We start from the raw sequence: 15,277 nt of genomic DNA on the forward strand, positions 1-15,277 counted from the left end.
TTTTCCGGATGAGTATCGTTAACGAAGGTCGTCGGTTTACCAGGGTGCCCGCCCTGAGATTGTTGCTGTTGCTCGCGGGCTTTTTCGCGCTGGCAGGCTGTTCTGAGCCGACAACGCAAAGCACAATAGAAAAACCGGCGGCGGTGCATATGGAAGACGGCGACGAGTGCCACGTTTGCGGTATGGCAATAACAGGCTTCCCCGGGCCGAAAGGGGAGGTGATTACCGAGAAGCAACAGCAGGTACACAAGTTTTGCTCCACAAAAGACATGTTCTCTTGGGTGTTGCAGCCAGAAAACGTAAAGCGCGATCACACTCTGTACGTTCACGACATGGCGCAATCCGAATGGGACAGCCCGGTGGATACGGCGCTAATCGATGCCCGCGAGGCGTTTTACGTTATTGGCTCCGAGCGCTTGGGCGCCATGGGCCCCACGCTGGCGTCGTTTGCAGACAGCACGGCTGCCGACGGTTTTGCCGCTGAATTCGGTGGCCAGGTAAAAGCGTTTGCTGACATTACAATGGATGATTTAAACGCTGCCCGTCCGGCAGCTATGGATCATGGCTCTACGGGGCAAGGCTCCATGAATCACGGTTCGATGGAACACTGATCACACCGCAACCAGGGGGGCAGACCGCTTGGCGGACTGACTCCCAAAACACGCCTTAAAACGTCCCTGTGCGGCTTGGGCTCCGCCATCCATGGCTCTGCACAGTTTTGTGAGGCGGTTCCAACCAGCACTTTTCTGATTTTGTTCTGTCGCCATTTTTTACTGAAAACGCTTGGGGATGCCGCCAAGGCTTTTGCGGCTGACCAAGCGTTGACGAATGGCGGCGGGCCGTAGCAGGTGTCCCAGTTTTGGCGTACTTTTTCCAGGTTGCCGTTAATGCCGCCACTGCACACCACGGTGTTGGCGATGCCGCGGCCGCAGCCCCAGGCTATGTGGTCGTCGGCTTGAAATTCGCCGGCGCGCAGCCAGTCTGCCAGTAGCAGTTCGGGGCTGTCTTTTATGCGGTTACGGGCCTGTTCCGCGGTGCCTGTAAGCAGCATGCCACCGAAGGCATCGTTGGCCTGGCCACCCAGAGCTCCGTCTGGCGAGCCGTCCAGTAATGCAACGGTATAGCCGCAATCTAAGAGTTCCAGCGCGGTTACAATGCCGGCCAGGCCGGCACCGATCACGGCAACGTCGGTTTGATAGTTTTTCATGGCGTTTTATGATTGGTTTTGTTAAAGAGCACGTTAGAACAGCATAGCAACCGCGCAAAGTTTGTGTGAAAAATAAGCGAAGTTGAAGTTAATGGGGCTAGCCAACAAAAAACCCCGCGATGCGGGGTTTTCCGGTTCTGTTGAGGCTTTTGTTTGCCTGGAGTGCGTCTGAGGTCTGCTTGAAGCGCGCCTTGGTCCGCCTTAGCCGCCGGTCATGTTCATAAAACGCAGCACCTGCACCTCACCGTTGACGGAAAAGTGGTGTTTTTCCGGTTTTAAATCCATCGCCTGGGCGATGGCATCTTGCAGGCGTTGGTCAGAAATGGGGTTAGCGCGCAGTACTCGACGCAGGTCCACGGAGTGTTCATTGCCCAGACACAGCAGAAGGCGGCCTTCCACGGTGACCCGCACCCGGTTACAGGTAGAGCAGAAGTTGTGGGAATGGGGTGAAATAAAACCAACCTGAATCGGGCTGTCTGTCATGCGGTAATAGCGCGCCGGACCACCGGAGTCTGCGGTGGCAGGCACCAGCTCGTGATGGCGGGTAATGATCTCGCGCACTTCGTCGCTGGTGCAAAGGGCTTCGCCGCGATCGTGTTCGGAAATCTCGCCCAGGGGCATTTCTTCAATAAAGGTGATGTCTACCTGCTTGCGGCGGGCGTACTCAACCAGTTCGGGCACATCCTGATCGTTGCGGCCCTTCATCACTACCGTGTTCAGTTTAATGCCACGGAAGCCGGCCTCGCGGGCGGCGTCTATGCCGTCAAGCACCTTTGACAGTTTGCCCGTGCGGGTAATGCTGTGAAATTTATCGGCGTCTAGCGAATCCAGGCTGATGTTCAGGCGATGAAGTCCTGCTTTGCGCAGCGGCTCTGCCATGGAGGACAGCTGGTTGCCGTTGGTGGTCATGGCGAAATCACGCAGGCCATAACTACCGATTTCTTTTACCAGATCAACAATGCCCTTTCGCACCAGTGGTTCACCGCCGGTCAGGCGTATTTTTTCGGTGCCCAGCTCCACAAAATTGCGCGCCAGCCTGGCGATTTCTTCCAGGGTGAGTACCTGTTGACGGGGCAGAAACGTCATGTCTTCTGCCATGCAGTAAACACAACGGAAGTCGCAACGGTCGGTCACCGATAAACGCACGTAATTGATGGTGCGCCCGAAGCGATCTGTCAGCTTAGTGTTAGACATTGGCACGGTTCCCGTAGCAGCCAGTTCGAATCTTTCAGAAGTTATAGCACAGAGTATCGCAGACCACAGCGTGAAATCCGATACCACTGGCGGGGTAGCTTTGCCTGAATTTGGAGGGCACATCATCTAGATCATTCGCAGGTCAGAAAAGATTGTGCTTTTCTTAAAGATAACTATAAAATAGATCTTTAAAGATGGCAGAGGGTAAAAAGATGGAAAAGATGCTGTTTCGTGCCAATAGCGCAATTGTCTGGTCGGTGCTGGGCCTGCTGGTGAGCGTTGCTCTGGCTTACCCGTTGGCGGGCTGGTTGCCAATGATGCTGCAGGTTCTGGCCCACATTGGCACCTTGTTGTTCGCGGTGGGTATCAAAATTGCCTACATTGTGAGGCTGGTTTTTCTGAGTCGTTTGGGCAGACCGGTCCACTGATCAAGGTTATACTGAAGCTATAGTTTAATGGCTGTGAGATCAGCACTATGAGTAACCATTATCGCAAAACCGGATTCCGTGTACTCGCGTATATCTCGATGTTTTTTGCGATGGTCGGCGTGGTTCTTCCGGTGTTACCGACCACCCCTTTTGTTTTGCTGGCTGCTTTCTTTGCCAGCAAGGGGTCGCCGGCCTTTGCTTTTTGGTTAGATAATCACCCTAAGTTTGGCCCTGTTATTTTGCAGTGGCGCACCCGCCAGGCCGTTCCGGCCAGTGCCAAAGCGCTTGCCTGCTCGATGATGACGCTAAGCTGGGGTTTTTTGTTCTGGGGCGGCGCTAAGCCGCTGGTTTTAATAATAGTGGGGATTACGCTGGTGGCTGTTGCATGCTATTTGCTGACCCGTCCGACCTATTGATGTCAGTTGTATGCTAGCTGGAGTAGTTTATGCACATTACCCGTTATACCGATTATTCCCTGCGAGTGCTGGTTTACCTGGCGGCTTGTGGCGACCGGCTGGTTACCATTCAGGACGTAGCCGATGCCTATGATATTTCCAAGAACCACCTGATGAAGGTGGTGCACCAGCTCAACATTAAGGGCTACATAGAAACAGTGAGAGGCAAAAATGGTGGCATGCGGCTGCGGCGTCTGCCGAGCTCCATCAATATTGGTGCTTTAGTGCGCGATACCGAGCCGGATTTCAATCTGGTTGAGTGCTTTTCCGCGAACAATCAGTGTTGCATTACCCCGGTTTGCGGTTTGCAATCGATGTTACGGGAAGCCTTGCAGGCCTTTTTAGCAACCCTGGACACCTACACCCTGGCCGATGTGGTGCAGCAGCCACAGCAATCGCAGTTGCTGCGGCTGCTACAGATCAGCTAGTGTCGCTTTTCGCAGCCGGCTTCTTTTTTGCAGCCGGTTTAGGCTTGCGCGGGCTGGGCTTTTTCTTTGGCGCTAACACCAGGGTTCTAAGTTCTTCCAATGCTTCCCCGGTATACACCGCTAATTTTTGCATGCTTGGCAAGGTGTCGCGGCAACCGGTAAAGCCAAAGTTCAACGATCCGGCATAGCTCAAGCAAGTAATGTTCAGCGCTCCGCCGTGTGTAATCAGAGACACCGGATACATGGCCTCCAGTTTCGCGCCTTCGTAATAAAGATCTTCGGTGGGCCCCGGAACGTTAGAGATTGTCACGTTCCATACCGGTCGCATGCGCCCGCCCAAGCCAGACATCAGCTGCAATATGTAGGGCGACATCAGCATCATGGTGTATTGGGTCAACGCTTTTTTAGGCAACTTTTGCAAGTGCTCTTTGGCTTTGCACGAGGATTCCTTGATGGATTGCAGGCGCGTTAACGGGTCGGGTTCGTTGGTGGCCAGGGCGGCAATCATAAAGCTGATCTGGGTGCCGGTGGCGTCGTCGCCTGCAGGACGAATATTAACCGGGATACCTGCGGTCAGCGACGTTTCTGGCAGGTCGTCCTGCTCCAGAAGAAAGCGCCGCAGCGCGGTGCCGCACAAATACAGCACAATGTCGTTCATTGAACCGCCAGACGCTTTGGCCATGGCTCTTATGTCTGCCTGCCGGAACTGCTGGGTGGCAAAACGGCGCTGGCCGGTAACCCGATGATTGATTTTGGAAGTCGGCCCAGTGAAAGGAGCGGTCAGGCCGTCTTCCGGATGGCGCACCGAGTGAATCAGGCGATTGCTGGCCTGCCACAGCCGCGGCGCCAGATCCAACTGCAGCTTGAGAGCGCCCATGGCTTGGGAAATGGCGCCCGGTACGCTGGCTTCGCTGTCGGTCTTGCTGCCGCGCCGGCTTTCCGGCCTTACTGACCAGGGCGGCAGCATGCCGCGCTCGTCGGGGGATTTGCTCAGTACTCTTTGCAGCAGTCGCACGCCGCTGATGCCGTCAATCATGCAGTGGTGCATCTTGGTGTACAGGGCAAAACGGTTGTGTTCCAGCCCTTCGATCATGTGGCATTCCCACAGCGGCCGCGACAGGTCCAGCGGATTGGAGTGCAGGCGCGATACAAGTACTCCCAGTTCCCGTTCATCGCCGGGTTTTGGCAAGGCCGAGTGGCGTACGTGATAGTCCAGATCAATGTGCTTGTCGTGCTTCCAGGTGGGCGCTAAAACGCGACCTAGAAAACTTGGCCATACCAGCTTGCATCCCCAGGGGAGCTCAACATTACCGGCTTGCTTCATGCTTTTGACCAGGTCGCCGGTGAAGGTAGGCGCGGCGTTTTCGGGCAGGCTGAAAATTTGCAAGTTGCCCACGTGCATGGGGGTATCGTCAGACTCGACCGCTAGCCAAGACGCATCCAATGTTGCCAGGCGTTTCATTCCGTGCGCACCCCTACTGTATCTGGAACATGAAAAAAGGGCGGTGAGCCCTGATCTGTCAGTATATGAGGTACTGTCACGATAAACGAATGCTGACACAAGAAAATTCTGTAGAAACGGCAAGACTGAAAGCGGGAGAACAGAGGCTGGAACGGGACGGCCGCCTGGTTGAGCGCGGCTGAACCGCCGCCATTAAGCACTTGGCGCTGCCGGCGGGCACTGATATTCCTCCACCACCGTGCCGTCGCTTACGCTTTGAAGATGCACATCGAAGCCCCACAACCGGTGTATGTGGCGCAGCACTTCTTCGCTGTCGTCCGCTAGCGGCCTACGCTCATTCACAATGTGGCGCAGGGTCAGCGAACGGTCGCCACGCAAGTCTACATTCCATACCTGAATATCCGGCTCGCGACTGCTCAGGTTGTATTGCCGCGCCAACTTTTCTCGCAGGGTGCGGTAACCGGTTTCATCGTGAATGGCGGTCACCAGGTAGGCGTCTTCCTCATCGTCGTTTTCAATGGCAAACAGCTTTAGATCGCGCATCACTTTGGGCGACAGAAACTGCTGGATGAAGCTCTCGTCTTTGAAGTTTTTCATGGCGAAATGCAGGGTTTCCCGCCAATCGGAGCCGGCAATGTCCGGGAACCATTCGCGGTCTTCGTCTGTGGGCTGTTCGCACAGACGACGCAGATCGGTGAAGATCGCAAACCCCAAGGTGTAGGGATTTATGCCGGAATAATAACGGCTGTTGAACGGCGGTTGGTACACCACCGCAGTATGGCTAGCCAACAGTTCCAGCATAAAACCATCGGTTACCAGCCCTTTGTCGTACAGGGCGTGAATTAGGGTGTAGTGCCAGAAAGTCGCCCAGCCTTCGTTCATCACCTGGGTTTGCCGCTGAGGGTAAAAGTACTGGCCCAATTTACGCACAATGCGAATAATTTCCCGCTGCCAGGTTTCCAGCAAAGGTGCGTTCTTTTCAATGAAATACAGGATGTTTTCCTGGGCCTCCTCCGGGAAACGCTTTTTCTTACTTTCAGGGTCGCTGTCATCGGTGGGCAGGGGAATGGTGCGCCACAAATCGTTGATGCGGCGCTGCTGGTATTCCTCGCGTTCGGTTTGGCGCAGCTTTTCTTCGCCGGCGGAAATGGGCGACGGCCGCTTGTAGCGATCCACTCCGTAGTTCATCAGCGCGTGGCAGGAGTCTAGTACCTCTTCCACCGCGTCTACACCGTGGCGTTCTTCGCATTCGGCGATGTAGTGCCGTGCAAAAACCAGATAATCAATAATCGCACTGGCGTCGGTCCAGGTGCGAAACAGGTAGTTGCCTTTAAAGAAAGAATTGTGACCATAGCAGGCGTGGGCAATCACCAGCGCTTGCATGGGCAGGGTGTTCTCTTCCATCAGGTAGGCGATGCACGGGTCTGAATTGATGACGATTTCATAGGCCAACCCCATTTGCCCGCGCTGGTAACCTTTTGAGGTGTTGAGGAATTGCTTGCCGAACGACCAGTGGTTGTAGCCTACCGGCATGCCCACAGAGCTGTAGGCGTCCATCATCTGTTCAGCGCTGATCACCTCCACCTGGTTGGGGTAGGTGTCCAGGCCGAACTCGGCTGCACATTTTGCAATTTCTTCGTCGTAGCGCTGTATCAGGTCAAAGGTCCATTCTGACCCGGTCGAAATCGGCTCCCGTGCTTTTAATGCCTTAGGCGGCACGGGCGGGGTGTCAACGCGCGGTGCGCGGTCGTCGTGTTCACTCATGCGGCTTTCCTCTCGAACAGCCGGCGGAAGACCGGGTAAATATCGCTGGCATCGGCAATTTGCTGCATCGCGAATGCGTGCGGAAAGCGCGCCAGAATCTTCTCGTATTCGTACCAGAGCATCTGGTGGTTCTGGGGCGTAATCTCGATGTAGGCGTAATACTGCACCAGCGGAAGCAGCCGGTCTGTTAACAGTTTGCTGCACACCGGGGAGTCGTCATTCCAGTTGTCGCCGTCGGATGCCTGGGCGGCGTAAATGTTCCACTCCGCCGGTGAATAGCGGCTGTCGATGATTTTCTGCATCAGCTTCAGGGCGCTGGACACAATGGTTCCTCCGGTTTCCCGCGAATAAAAAAACTCTTCTTCGTTTACCTCTTTGGCGCTGGTGTGGTGGCGAATAAATACTACGTCGATTTTTTTGTAGTTCTTCTGCAAGAACAGATACAGCAAAATAAAGAAGCGTTTAGCGATGTCCTTGTGGGTTTGAGTCATAGAGCCGGATACGTCCATCAGGCAGAACATCACCGCGCTGGTGGCCGGTTGCGGTTGCTTCAGGTGCTGGCGGTAGCGCAGGTCGATTTCGTCAATAAACGGAATGCGTTTCACGTTGGCTTTCAGCCGTGTAATTTCTTCTTCCAGAACCTGAATCTGGTCGGCGTGGCTGAACGCAGTATTCAGGTCATCCGGCGCAACTTTCAGCGCCGCAAGCTGCTCTTCCAGTTCGCGGATTTTACGTCGGCGGGCTCCGCTTAAGCTCAGGCGGCGAGCGTGGGCTCCGCGTAAAGAACGAATAACATCCAGCTTGGCGGGCACCCCCTGAGTGCTAAAACCAGAGCGTACGTATTTGAACGACTCGGTGTCTTTCAGGCGTTTGCGCACCAGATTAGGCAGCGCCAAATCGTCAAACAGGAAGTTCAGGAACTCTTCTTGGGTAATCTGAAAGGCGAATTCATCCATTCCCTCGCCATCTTGGCTGGCCTGGCCATTGCCTTGCCCCTGCCCACCACCGTCAGGCGGTTTGGGCAGGGTGTCGCCGGCCAGAAACTCCTGGTTGCCGGGGTGCACCACTTCCTGGCGCCCACCTTGGCCGTGGTGAAAAATCGGCTCCTGAATGTCGCGGTTGGGAATGCTCACGCTCTCCCCGTGCTCCACATCGGTAATGGAGCGCTTTTTCACCGCTTCAGCCACGGCCTTCTTTATGTGATGGCGGTAACGGCGCAGGAATCGTTCCCGATTCACTGCGCTTTTGTTTTTACCGTTCAGGCGCCGGTCAATAATGTGGGTGCTTCCCATAACGCTTCCCTCTATAAAGTGCGCCATAAAGCGCGCTATTCAGTGCATCCGCTATCGGTTAATGGGATTTGCGAACCCGCAGGTACCACTCGGCCAGCAACCGCACCTGTTTCTCGGTATAACCGCGGTCTATCATCCGGTCAACGAACTGCTTGTGCTTTTTCTGGTCTTCGTTACTGGCTTTGGGATTGAATGAAATCACCGGCAGCAGGTCTTCGGTGTTCGAGAACATTTTCTTCTCGATTACACTGCGCAGTTTTTCATAGCTCAGCCAGGAAGGGTTGTCGCCCTGGTTATTGGCACGGGCACGCAGCACAAAGTTGACTACCTCGTTGCGGAAATCTTTGGGGTTGCTGATGCCCGCCGGCTTCTCGATTTTCTCCAGTTCTTCGTTAATAGAGACTCTGTCCAGAATTTCCCCGGTGTCCGGGTCGCGGAATTCCTGGTCTTGAATCCACAGGTCGGCATAGGTGACGTAGCGGTCGAACAGGTTCTGGCCGTATTCGCTGTAGCTTTCCAGATACGCAGTCTGAATTTCTTTACCAATAAACTGCACGTAGTGGGGGGCCAGAAATTCCTTGATGTAGCGCAGGTAGCGCTCCTGAATCTCGGGCTGGAACTGTTCCTGTTCAATTTGCTTTTCAATCACATACAGCAAATGCACCGGGTTAGCGGCCACTTCGTTGGTGTCGAAGTTGAACACTTTCGACAGGATTTTGAAGGCGAATCGGGTGGACAGGCCATCCATGCCTTCATTCACACCGGCCGCATCGCGGTATTCCTGAATCGATTTGGCCTTGGGGTCGGTGTCTTTGATGTTCTGGCCATCGTAGACCCGCATTTTCGAGAAAATACTGGAATTGTCCGGGTCTTTTATGCGTGACAGCACAGAGAACTGGGCCAACATGTCTAGGGTGTCCGGCGCGCAGGGCGCACCCGCTAGGGAACTGTGTTCCAGCAGCTTGCGATAGATATCCACTTCTTCGGTTACCCGCACGCAGTAGGGCACTTTTACAATGTACACACGGTCCAGGAAGGCTTCGTTGTGTTTGTTGTTGCGGAAGGTCTGCCACTCTGATTCGTTAGAGTGAGCCAGGATAACGCCATCAAAGGGCACAGAGCCCATGCCTTCGGTGGTGTTGTAGTTGCCTTCCTGGGTGGCGGTCAGCAGCGGGTGCAGAACTTTGATGGGCGCCTTGAACATCTCTACAAATTCAAGTAAGCCCTGGTTGGCTTTGCACAGGCCACCGCTGAAGCTGTAGGCGTCTGGGTCATCCTGGGAATAGTCTTCCAGCATGCGGATATTCACCTTGCCAACCAAAGCGGAAATATCCTGGTTGTTGTCGTCACCCGGTTCGGTTTTGGATACGCCGACCTGGTCCAGAATGGACGGATAACGTTTCACCACCCGGAACTGGCTGACGTCGCCGCCAAATTCGTGCAGGCGCTTCACGGCCCAAGGCGACATGATGCTTTTTAGATAACGCGGGGGGATGCCGTATTCTTCGTGCAGAATTTCGGTGTCTTCAGCTGGATCAAACAAGCCCAATGGCGACTCGTTCACCGGAGAGCCCTTGATGGCGTAAAACGGTATCTTCTGCACCAGAGATTTAAGTTTTTCTGCCAGTGACGATTTACCACCGCCTACCGGGCCCAGCAGGTATAAAATCTGTTTCTTTTCTTCTAGCCCTTGGGCGGCGTGGCGGAAGAAAGACACGATGTTTTCCACCGCTTCTTCCATGCCGTAGAATTCGGAAAATTCCGGATAGCGTTTGATCATTTTATTGGAAAAGATACGCGACAACCGGGTATCACGTGAGGTGTCTATCAGTTCGGGTTCGCCAATAGCCAGTAGTAAACGTTCGGAAGCGCTGGCGTAAGCGCCGGGGTCGTTTTTGCAGATCTCCAAGTATTCCTCTAGAGAAAATTCTTCTTCTTGAGTCCTTTCGTAACGGTTTTTATACTGTTGCAGAATGCTCATGAATGCCCCTCGCTTGCAATGGTTTAGCCGTTCGTAACGCGTATTCCTCATTATGTGTTGTTGCCGCCCGCCTGGGCCGGACTGCCCTCAGCTCGACGTGCGTACTATGACTAGTTATAGAGTTGTTTTTTGTTTTTGGCCTACTTATCGGAAGCTTAGTTTAGCTTTGCCTGTTTGGACAGTGGCTTAACGGTGGCGGTTCCGTGGCCAACCGATAAATCCGCCCAATCAGCGTTTGTGTAGCCGGAACACACTTTCCGTGGCGCTGCCCAGGCCTTTGCGTTTGGCGAAGGGATCGTCTTTCCCCATGCTGTTTTGGCGCAGGCGCTCAACGGTGAAGTCATCGCTGAACAGTTCGTACACCTCGCTGTCAGTCACGTTGAACGGCGGACCGGTCATTTCACTGCCGTCGTAATCCAGGGTAATCAGCAGTATGTCGCAGCTCTCAGGCAAGATAGCGCTCAGGTGGCTGGCATAGCGCTGGCGCATGGACGGCGGCAGGGCAATCAGCGCGGCACGGTCGTATACCCAGCGCACGTTTTTTACGTCCGCCGGAGATAGCTGGTAAAAATCACCGCACCACAATTCCAGGGTGTCGTCATGGCAGAAACGGGTAAACGGCGAACCGGGTGTCACCATTACTTTTTCGCCGGCTTCTTCAAAAAAATCTTTGCAGGCAATGCTGCTGAGCTCTACGCCCAGAATGGGGTGGCCGCGATCGTGAAGCCACCAGATGTCATGGGATTTACCGCACAGCGGCACCAGAACCTGGCTTTTTTCCGGCCCTGTCAGGTCTGGCCAGTGCTCGTGCAAATAGTGATTGACCGACTCTTGGTGGAATCCGATCTCTTTGCGTTCCCAGCGGGTATGCCAAAATTCATGATCCATAATTTCGCCTTTTGCGATTGGTTTTGACGTGTGGGGCAGAATTTCGCCGTATGATGATATTAGGAATAGTATCAGTATAGGCAAAATTGGGCGGCTTGGGCCGCACCTTGTAAGCTCAGGGAGTGTTTGAGTGGAAGTTGTGTTTCGTTTTTTGGTGGCCGCTTTTCTAGCAACGCTGATGGTGGGGTGTTCTTCGTTCCAGCAAAAAAATCAGATGAACGCGTTTAATGATGCTTACGCGGTAGGCGATTACGACCTTGCGTTGCAAGCGGTGAGCTTCAAAACCGCCAAGGGTAAGGCTGTAGATCCCGATGAACATTTGCTGGATCTGTTGCATCAGGCCGAGTTATACCGGTTGTTGGGCCGCTATCAGGAGGCCACCAACACCTATGATTTGGCGGAAGAGGGTATGAAGAACCTGGACCTGGCCAATATTCTGGAACAATCGTCAACGGCCTTCATGGCGTTGATGGTGAACGACTCCGAGCGCGACTATCAAGCGCTGATGTCGGAGGCGATTCTCGTCAACACCTACAAGGGCCTGGCGTTTCTGGCCGAGGGCAATAACGAATTTGCGCGTGTCGAGTTTAACCGGGCGGATGACCGTACACGGCGTGCGGTGGAATACTTCAGTAAGGAAATCACCGAACAGCGGGCGGCGCTGAACCAGCAGGCGCAGAGCGGACAAAACACGGCAGCTATGGTTCGCAACAGTCTGAGTAACCAAAGCCTGCGCAATGGGGTGTCGCAGCGCTACGAGGGAGGATCTGAGTGGTCGGTGCTGCCTGAGTTTATTGTGCCGGCCAGCACATATCTGCATGGCCTGTTCTTCCTGGCCAACGCCGGTGGCCGCGCCGATTACGAAAAAGCCGCCACGTCCCTCACACGTGTTGCCGCTATGAACAGCGCTAGTGGTGTTCTGCAGCGTGACGCCAAACTTGCCGAGGCGCTGGCCGCAGGCCAGCAGTCGATAGCTGAACTTGGCCCGCAGGTGTGGGTTGTTTATGAAAACGGTCTGGGCCCGGTATTGGAAGAAACCCGGATTGATGTGCCTTTGCTGTTGTTTCATGGCAATCAGCAGGCACCCGCTTACTTTGGCATTGCACTGCCCAGATACAGAGACCGTGCGGCTGTTCCGGGGAGCCTGGGGGTGCTTGCCGGCGCTGATGTTGCGGTGCAAACAGAGTTCATATCGGACATGGGGTCGGTGATTCGCACTGAAATGAAAGAGCGATTCCCCGGTGTTTTAGCACGGGCAGTATCGTCTGCTGTGATAAAAGCGGTCATCCAGAACGAAGCTGCAGAAAAGTTTGGCGTTTGGGGTCAGCTCGGTGCTGCCGCGCTGACCATTGCCACTACCCAGGCTGATTTACGCAGCTGGCAGGCGTTGCCTGACCACTGGCAGGCCGCTCGGATCGATCGCCCCGAGAGTGGTAAACTAACGCTAACAGGCACAAATGGCCGTTCTTTGGGTACTATTGTTCTACCTGACCAGCCGTTTACCTTGCTGTACGTAAAACGGCCCACTTTGGCTGGCCCGGCCAGCGTCGTCGCGCTTGATTTGCAAGGGCGTAACCCGGCATCAACGGTGCAACTGTCGGGGAATGATTTGCTGACAGCTACTCAATGAGCCCAATCAGGGACAAGCTATGAGAACCCGAACTATGAAATTTCAAAAACAGATCATCGCCTTCAGTTGCGCACTGGTATTGGCCGGTTGCGCTATCCAGCCACCCGCCGAAACAGTAGCTGCAATCGACCGCGAGCAACTTCAGATCGACCCGGAAGTAAACTATTTTGTGGCCGTAACAGAGCTGCTAAGCCAGCGTATTGCTCAGCCTGGCGGAGAAACCCTGTTGCAAATCCAGTACGCTATTGAGGCACGCTCCAACGGCGATCTGGCTTGGAAAGTGACCTGGTTTGACCCCAACGGCATGGTCGTAAAAGGCGTTGGCGAGGGCTATCGAAAAGTCTCGTTATTAACCGGTCAAACCCGTTATTTCACCGCAACGGCGCCCCACGCCCGCGTTACCGATTATCAGCTCCATCTTCGTGAGCCCCAGCAATAAGGATTCTGTATGTTCAAACTTCCCATTGTGTTTTGTATCAGCATGCTCATGCTTGCCGGCTGCGCGACGCCTACCCGATATATCGACCCGGCTGCTGACGATGGGCCTGTGACCATGACCATGGATTACCGGGATTTCGAAAAAGCGGCCACCGAGGCCGTTGATGACATGCTTGCCAGCGGCGCCGTTAGTAAGCCCAATGGCGAGCGTTACATCATGGTGGTCAGTCGCGTTACCAATGACACCATGCAGCGTATCGACACAGATCAGCTCACCAAGAAGATCCGTGTGGCGCTGCTGCGCTCCGGCAAAGTCGTGACCACCACAGCGGTAGGCCTTGATGGTGCTGAAGATGAAATGAGCGCGCGCGTGCGTGAGCTGCGTGATTCTGAAGAGTTTGACCAGGCGGGTGTGCAACGCAAAGGCACTTTGATAGCGCCAGACCTGAGCCTGTCGGGCAAGATTCTGCAGCGCAACCATAAAGCAGGTAAAGAGCAGCAGGTTGAATATTACATCCAGCTGTCTCTGACCGACCTGGCGACTGGTCTGGCAACCTGGGAGGTAGAAACGCCCATTATCAAGCGTGGGTCCAATGAATCCGTTTCCTGGTAAACGGCTGCGGCTGAAGGTGCGGTTTCTTGTGCGCCAGCGGCTGGTTTCCCCCCGGCACTCATTTGAGCCATACTTGAATCTGTATGCCCCCGCTTCAAGCAGGGGCGCTTTCACACTCTGGCAACGGGACAAAAAGTGGCTTCTCTTCAGATACAGGAACGTCTTGCTGCTGCTGAAAAATGGATCCTGGCAAATCCTAATCCGCCGCAACACTGGCCCTGGACCTGGCTTTATAAAACCGGGCGCTCGCTGTATGCGCTGATTCGGGACTTTATTGGCGGGCAGCTTACTCTTCACGCCATGAGCCTGGTTTACACCACGTTACTGAGCATTGTGCCGTTGCTGGCCCTCAGTTTTTCGGTGCTGAAGGCTTTGGGCGTTCATCAGAAAATGGAGCCGTTCCTGTACCAGTTCTTCCAGCCGCTGGGGCCCGACGGCATTGAAATGGCAGACCGCATTTTGGGCTTTGTGGACAATATAAAAGTGGGTGTGTTGGGCTCGGTAGGCCTGGCGGTGCTGGTGTACACGGTGGTGTCGCTGGTGCAGAAAATAGAGCGCTCGTTTAATATGATCTGGCGGGTGCCAGAGATGCGATCTCTGGCGCAGCGCTTCAGTAACTATTTAAGCGTTATCATGGTTGGGCCGCTGCTGATGGTGTCCGCTATTGGTATCAGCGCCACCATTTTCTCTTCATCGTTTGTGCAAACCCTGATTGCGATAGAACCTTTCGGCTCGGTGATTTTACTGATCAGCCGCTTTACACCCTTCTTCCTGGTAGTGGGTGCATTCACGTTTGTGTACGTGTTCATTCCCAACACCCGAGTGAAGGTACGTTACGCGTTTCTGGCAGGCCTGATTGCGGGTGTGTCCTGGCAGGCCGCCGGAATGCTGTTTGCGTCGTTCGTGGCCGGGTCTGCCAGATACGCCGCCATTTATTCCAGTTTTGCCATCGGCATTATCATGCTGATCTGGCTCTATCTGAACTGGATGATACTGCTGCTGGGCGCCAGTTTGAGCTTTTACCTGCAGAATCCGGGCTCTGTAGCCAAGCGCCACCAGGTGCAGCTGGCGCCGGAGTTGCAGGAACATGTTGCCCTGGCATTGATGTGGATGGTGGCCAAGCCGTTCCACGAGGGCCGGCCCGCGCCGCGGCAGGAGGTGGTTGAGCAAGAGCTCAGAGTTCCGGGGGAGGTAACCCGTAATGTCAGTGACAAACTGATCCGCGCCAAACTGCTGACGCTGGCAGGTAGCCAGGGCGACTGCCTGCACCCGGCCAGGTCGCTGGAGCGAATTTCAGTGGGTGACGTATTGAAGGCGGTGCGTAACGATGAAGATAACGTGGTGGCCCGGTTGCCGGCGCTGCTACCGAAAAGCCTGTTTGGCCGGTCCACGCAGGGCGACGAGCTTACTTTCGCTGAACTGCTGGCCGGTGAAGACAGACAGAACCCGGTAACGCCGGATCAAGCAGTATAAATTGGCATCCAGGTTCCCGACCAT

Annotated in this window: 15 protein-coding genes; 8 read left to right on the top strand and 7 right to left on the bottom strand. The window is 54.7% G+C overall.

Annotation, left to right across the window (positions count from 1 at the left end; translation table 11 throughout):
• Positions 1-8: 8 nt before the first annotated feature.
• Positions 9-611 carry a nitrous oxide reductase accessory protein NosL gene (locus ATG98_RS11295; RefSeq protein WP_098421191.1) on the top strand — a complete coding sequence of 201 codons (603 nt, stop codon included), beginning with the start codon at positions 9-11 and terminating at the stop codon, positions 609-611.
• On the opposite strand, the gene ATG98_RS11300 is transcribed toward ATG98_RS11295, so the two are convergent.
• Both ATG98_RS11300 and moaA read right to left on the bottom strand, forming a co-directional pair.
• Positions 590-1,207, bottom strand: coding sequence for an FAD-dependent oxidoreductase (locus ATG98_RS11300; protein ID WP_098421192.1), 618 nt, complete (start codon positions 1,205-1,207; stop codon positions 590-592). The two genes, ATG98_RS11295 and ATG98_RS11300, sit on opposite strands and share 22 nt — an antisense overlap.
• A gap of 201 nt (positions 1,208-1,408) precedes the next feature.
• Complete coding sequence (moaA, locus tag ATG98_RS11305) at positions 1,409-2,401, bottom strand: GTP 3',8-cyclase MoaA (protein WP_098421193.1); 993 nt, start codon at positions 2,399-2,401, stop codon at positions 1,409-1,411.
• Positions 2,402-2,595: 194 nt separating this feature from the next.
• Here moaA and ATG98_RS11310 point away from each other — a divergent pair, with 194 nt between their 5' ends.
• From ATG98_RS11310 to ATG98_RS11320, 3 genes are read left to right on the top strand one after another with little or no spacing between them, the layout of a single operon-like run.
• Positions 2,596-2,829: a hypothetical protein gene (locus ATG98_RS11310; protein ID WP_228706095.1), complete on the top strand. Its 234-nt coding sequence runs from the start codon at positions 2,596-2,598 to the stop codon at positions 2,827-2,829.
• A 47-nt stretch (positions 2,830-2,876) separates the two neighbouring features.
• On the top strand, positions 2,877-3,245 hold the full coding sequence (locus tag ATG98_RS11315; protein ID WP_098421194.1) for a YbaN family protein: 369 nt from the start codon (positions 2,877-2,879) through the stop codon (positions 3,243-3,245).
• A gap of 29 nt (positions 3,246-3,274) precedes the next feature.
• Positions 3,275-3,712 carry an RrF2 family transcriptional regulator gene (locus ATG98_RS11320; RefSeq protein WP_098421195.1) on the top strand — a complete coding sequence of 146 codons (438 nt, stop codon included), beginning with the start codon at positions 3,275-3,277 and terminating at the stop codon, positions 3,710-3,712.
• Here ATG98_RS11320 and ATG98_RS11325 read toward each other — a convergent pair.
• The 5 genes from ATG98_RS11325 to tmpT all read right to left on the bottom strand — a co-directional run bounded on the left by ATG98_RS11325 (position 3,705) and on the right by tmpT (position 11,099).
• Positions 3,705-5,174: a WS/DGAT/MGAT family O-acyltransferase gene (locus tag ATG98_RS11325; RefSeq protein WP_098421196.1), complete on the bottom strand. Its 1,470-nt coding sequence runs from the start codon at positions 5,172-5,174 to the stop codon at positions 3,705-3,707. The two genes, ATG98_RS11320 and ATG98_RS11325, sit on opposite strands and share 8 nt — an antisense overlap.
• A gap of 192 nt (positions 5,175-5,366) precedes the next feature.
• Positions 5,367-6,938, bottom strand: a complete 1,572-nt coding sequence (locus ATG98_RS11330; protein ID WP_179888128.1) for a SpoVR family protein — start codon at positions 6,936-6,938, stop codon at positions 5,367-5,369.
• On the bottom strand, positions 6,935-8,230 hold the full coding sequence (locus ATG98_RS11335) for a YeaH/YhbH family protein (protein WP_098421197.1): 1,296 nt from the start codon (positions 8,228-8,230) through the stop codon (positions 6,935-6,937). The genes ATG98_RS11330 and ATG98_RS11335 overlap by 4 nt, the downstream gene beginning before the upstream one ends.
• Positions 8,231-8,288: 58 nt before the next feature.
• Entirely contained in the window at positions 8,289-10,211 is a 1,923-nt protein-coding gene (locus ATG98_RS11340; protein ID WP_098423089.1) for a PrkA family serine protein kinase, read from the bottom strand.
• Between the two features lie 228 nt (positions 10,212-10,439).
• On the bottom strand, positions 10,440-11,099 hold the full coding sequence (gene tmpT / locus ATG98_RS11345) for a thiopurine S-methyltransferase (protein ID WP_098423091.1): 660 nt from the start codon (positions 11,097-11,099) through the stop codon (positions 10,440-10,442).
• A 130-nt stretch (positions 11,100-11,229) separates the two neighbouring features.
• Here tmpT and ATG98_RS11350 point away from each other — a divergent pair, with 130 nt between their 5' ends.
• From ATG98_RS11350 to ATG98_RS11365, 4 genes are all read left to right on the top strand, one after another.
• A complete protein-coding gene (locus ATG98_RS11350; protein WP_098421200.1) occupies positions 11,230-12,729 on the top strand; it encodes a COG3014 family protein in 1,500 nt (499 codons plus the stop codon).
• 34 nt (positions 12,730-12,763) lie between these two features.
• Positions 12,764-13,168 carry a YcfL family protein gene (locus ATG98_RS11355; protein WP_228706096.1) on the top strand — a complete coding sequence of 135 codons (405 nt, stop codon included), beginning with the start codon at positions 12,764-12,766 and terminating at the stop codon, positions 13,166-13,168.
• A 9-nt stretch (positions 13,169-13,177) separates the two neighbouring features.
• On the top strand, positions 13,178-13,780 hold the full coding sequence (gene lpoB / locus ATG98_RS11360) for a penicillin-binding protein activator LpoB (protein WP_098421202.1): 603 nt from the start codon (positions 13,178-13,180) through the stop codon (positions 13,778-13,780).
• Between the two features lie 135 nt (positions 13,781-13,915).
• Positions 13,916-15,253: a YihY/virulence factor BrkB family protein gene (locus tag ATG98_RS11365; protein WP_098423095.1), complete on the top strand. Its 1,338-nt coding sequence runs from the start codon at positions 13,916-13,918 to the stop codon at positions 15,251-15,253.
• Positions 15,254-15,277: the final 24 nt, after the last annotated feature.

This window comes from Marinobacter sp. LV10R520-4, from assembly GCF_002563815.1.
In the GTDB taxonomy this organism is placed as follows: Bacteria; Pseudomonadota; Gammaproteobacteria; order Pseudomonadales; family Oleiphilaceae; genus Marinobacter.

Bases quoted from the DNA above. Each gene is read 5' to 3' on its own strand.
- ATG98_RS11295 (WP_098421191.1), top strand. From the start codon at position 9: ATGAGTATCGTTAACGAAGGTCGTCGGTTTACCAGGGTGCCCGCCCTG.
- ATG98_RS11300 (WP_098421192.1), bottom strand. From the start codon at position 1,207: ATGAAAAACTATCAAACCGACGTTGCCGTGATCGGTGCCGGCCTGGCC.
- moaA (WP_098421193.1), bottom strand. From the start codon at position 2,401: ATGTCTAACACTAAGCTGACAGATCGCTTCGGGCGCACCATCAATTAC.
- ATG98_RS11310 (WP_228706095.1), top strand. From the start codon at position 2,596: ATGGCAGAGGGTAAAAAGATGGAAAAGATGCTGTTTCGTGCCAATAGC.
- ATG98_RS11315 (WP_098421194.1), top strand. From the start codon at position 2,877: ATGAGTAACCATTATCGCAAAACCGGATTCCGTGTACTCGCGTATATC.
- ATG98_RS11320 (WP_098421195.1), top strand. From the start codon at position 3,275: ATGCACATTACCCGTTATACCGATTATTCCCTGCGAGTGCTGGTTTAC.
- ATG98_RS11325 (WP_098421196.1), bottom strand. From the start codon at position 5,174: ATGAAACGCCTGGCAACATTGGATGCGTCTTGGCTAGCGGTCGAGTCT.
- ATG98_RS11330 (WP_179888128.1), bottom strand. From the start codon at position 6,938: ATGAGTGAACACGACGACCGCGCACCGCGCGTTGACACCCCGCCCGTG.
- ATG98_RS11335 (WP_098421197.1), bottom strand. From the start codon at position 8,230: ATGGGAAGCACCCACATTATTGACCGGCGCCTGAACGGTAAAAACAAA.
- ATG98_RS11340 (WP_098423089.1), bottom strand. From the start codon at position 10,211: ATGAGCATTCTGCAACAGTATAAAAACCGTTACGAAAGGACTCAAGAA.
- tmpT (WP_098423091.1), bottom strand. From the start codon at position 11,099: ATGGATCATGAATTTTGGCATACCCGCTGGGAACGCAAAGAGATCGGA.
- ATG98_RS11355 (WP_228706096.1), top strand. From the start codon at position 12,764: ATGAAATTTCAAAAACAGATCATCGCCTTCAGTTGCGCACTGGTATTG.
- lpoB (WP_098421202.1), top strand. From the start codon at position 13,178: ATGTTCAAACTTCCCATTGTGTTTTGTATCAGCATGCTCATGCTTGCC.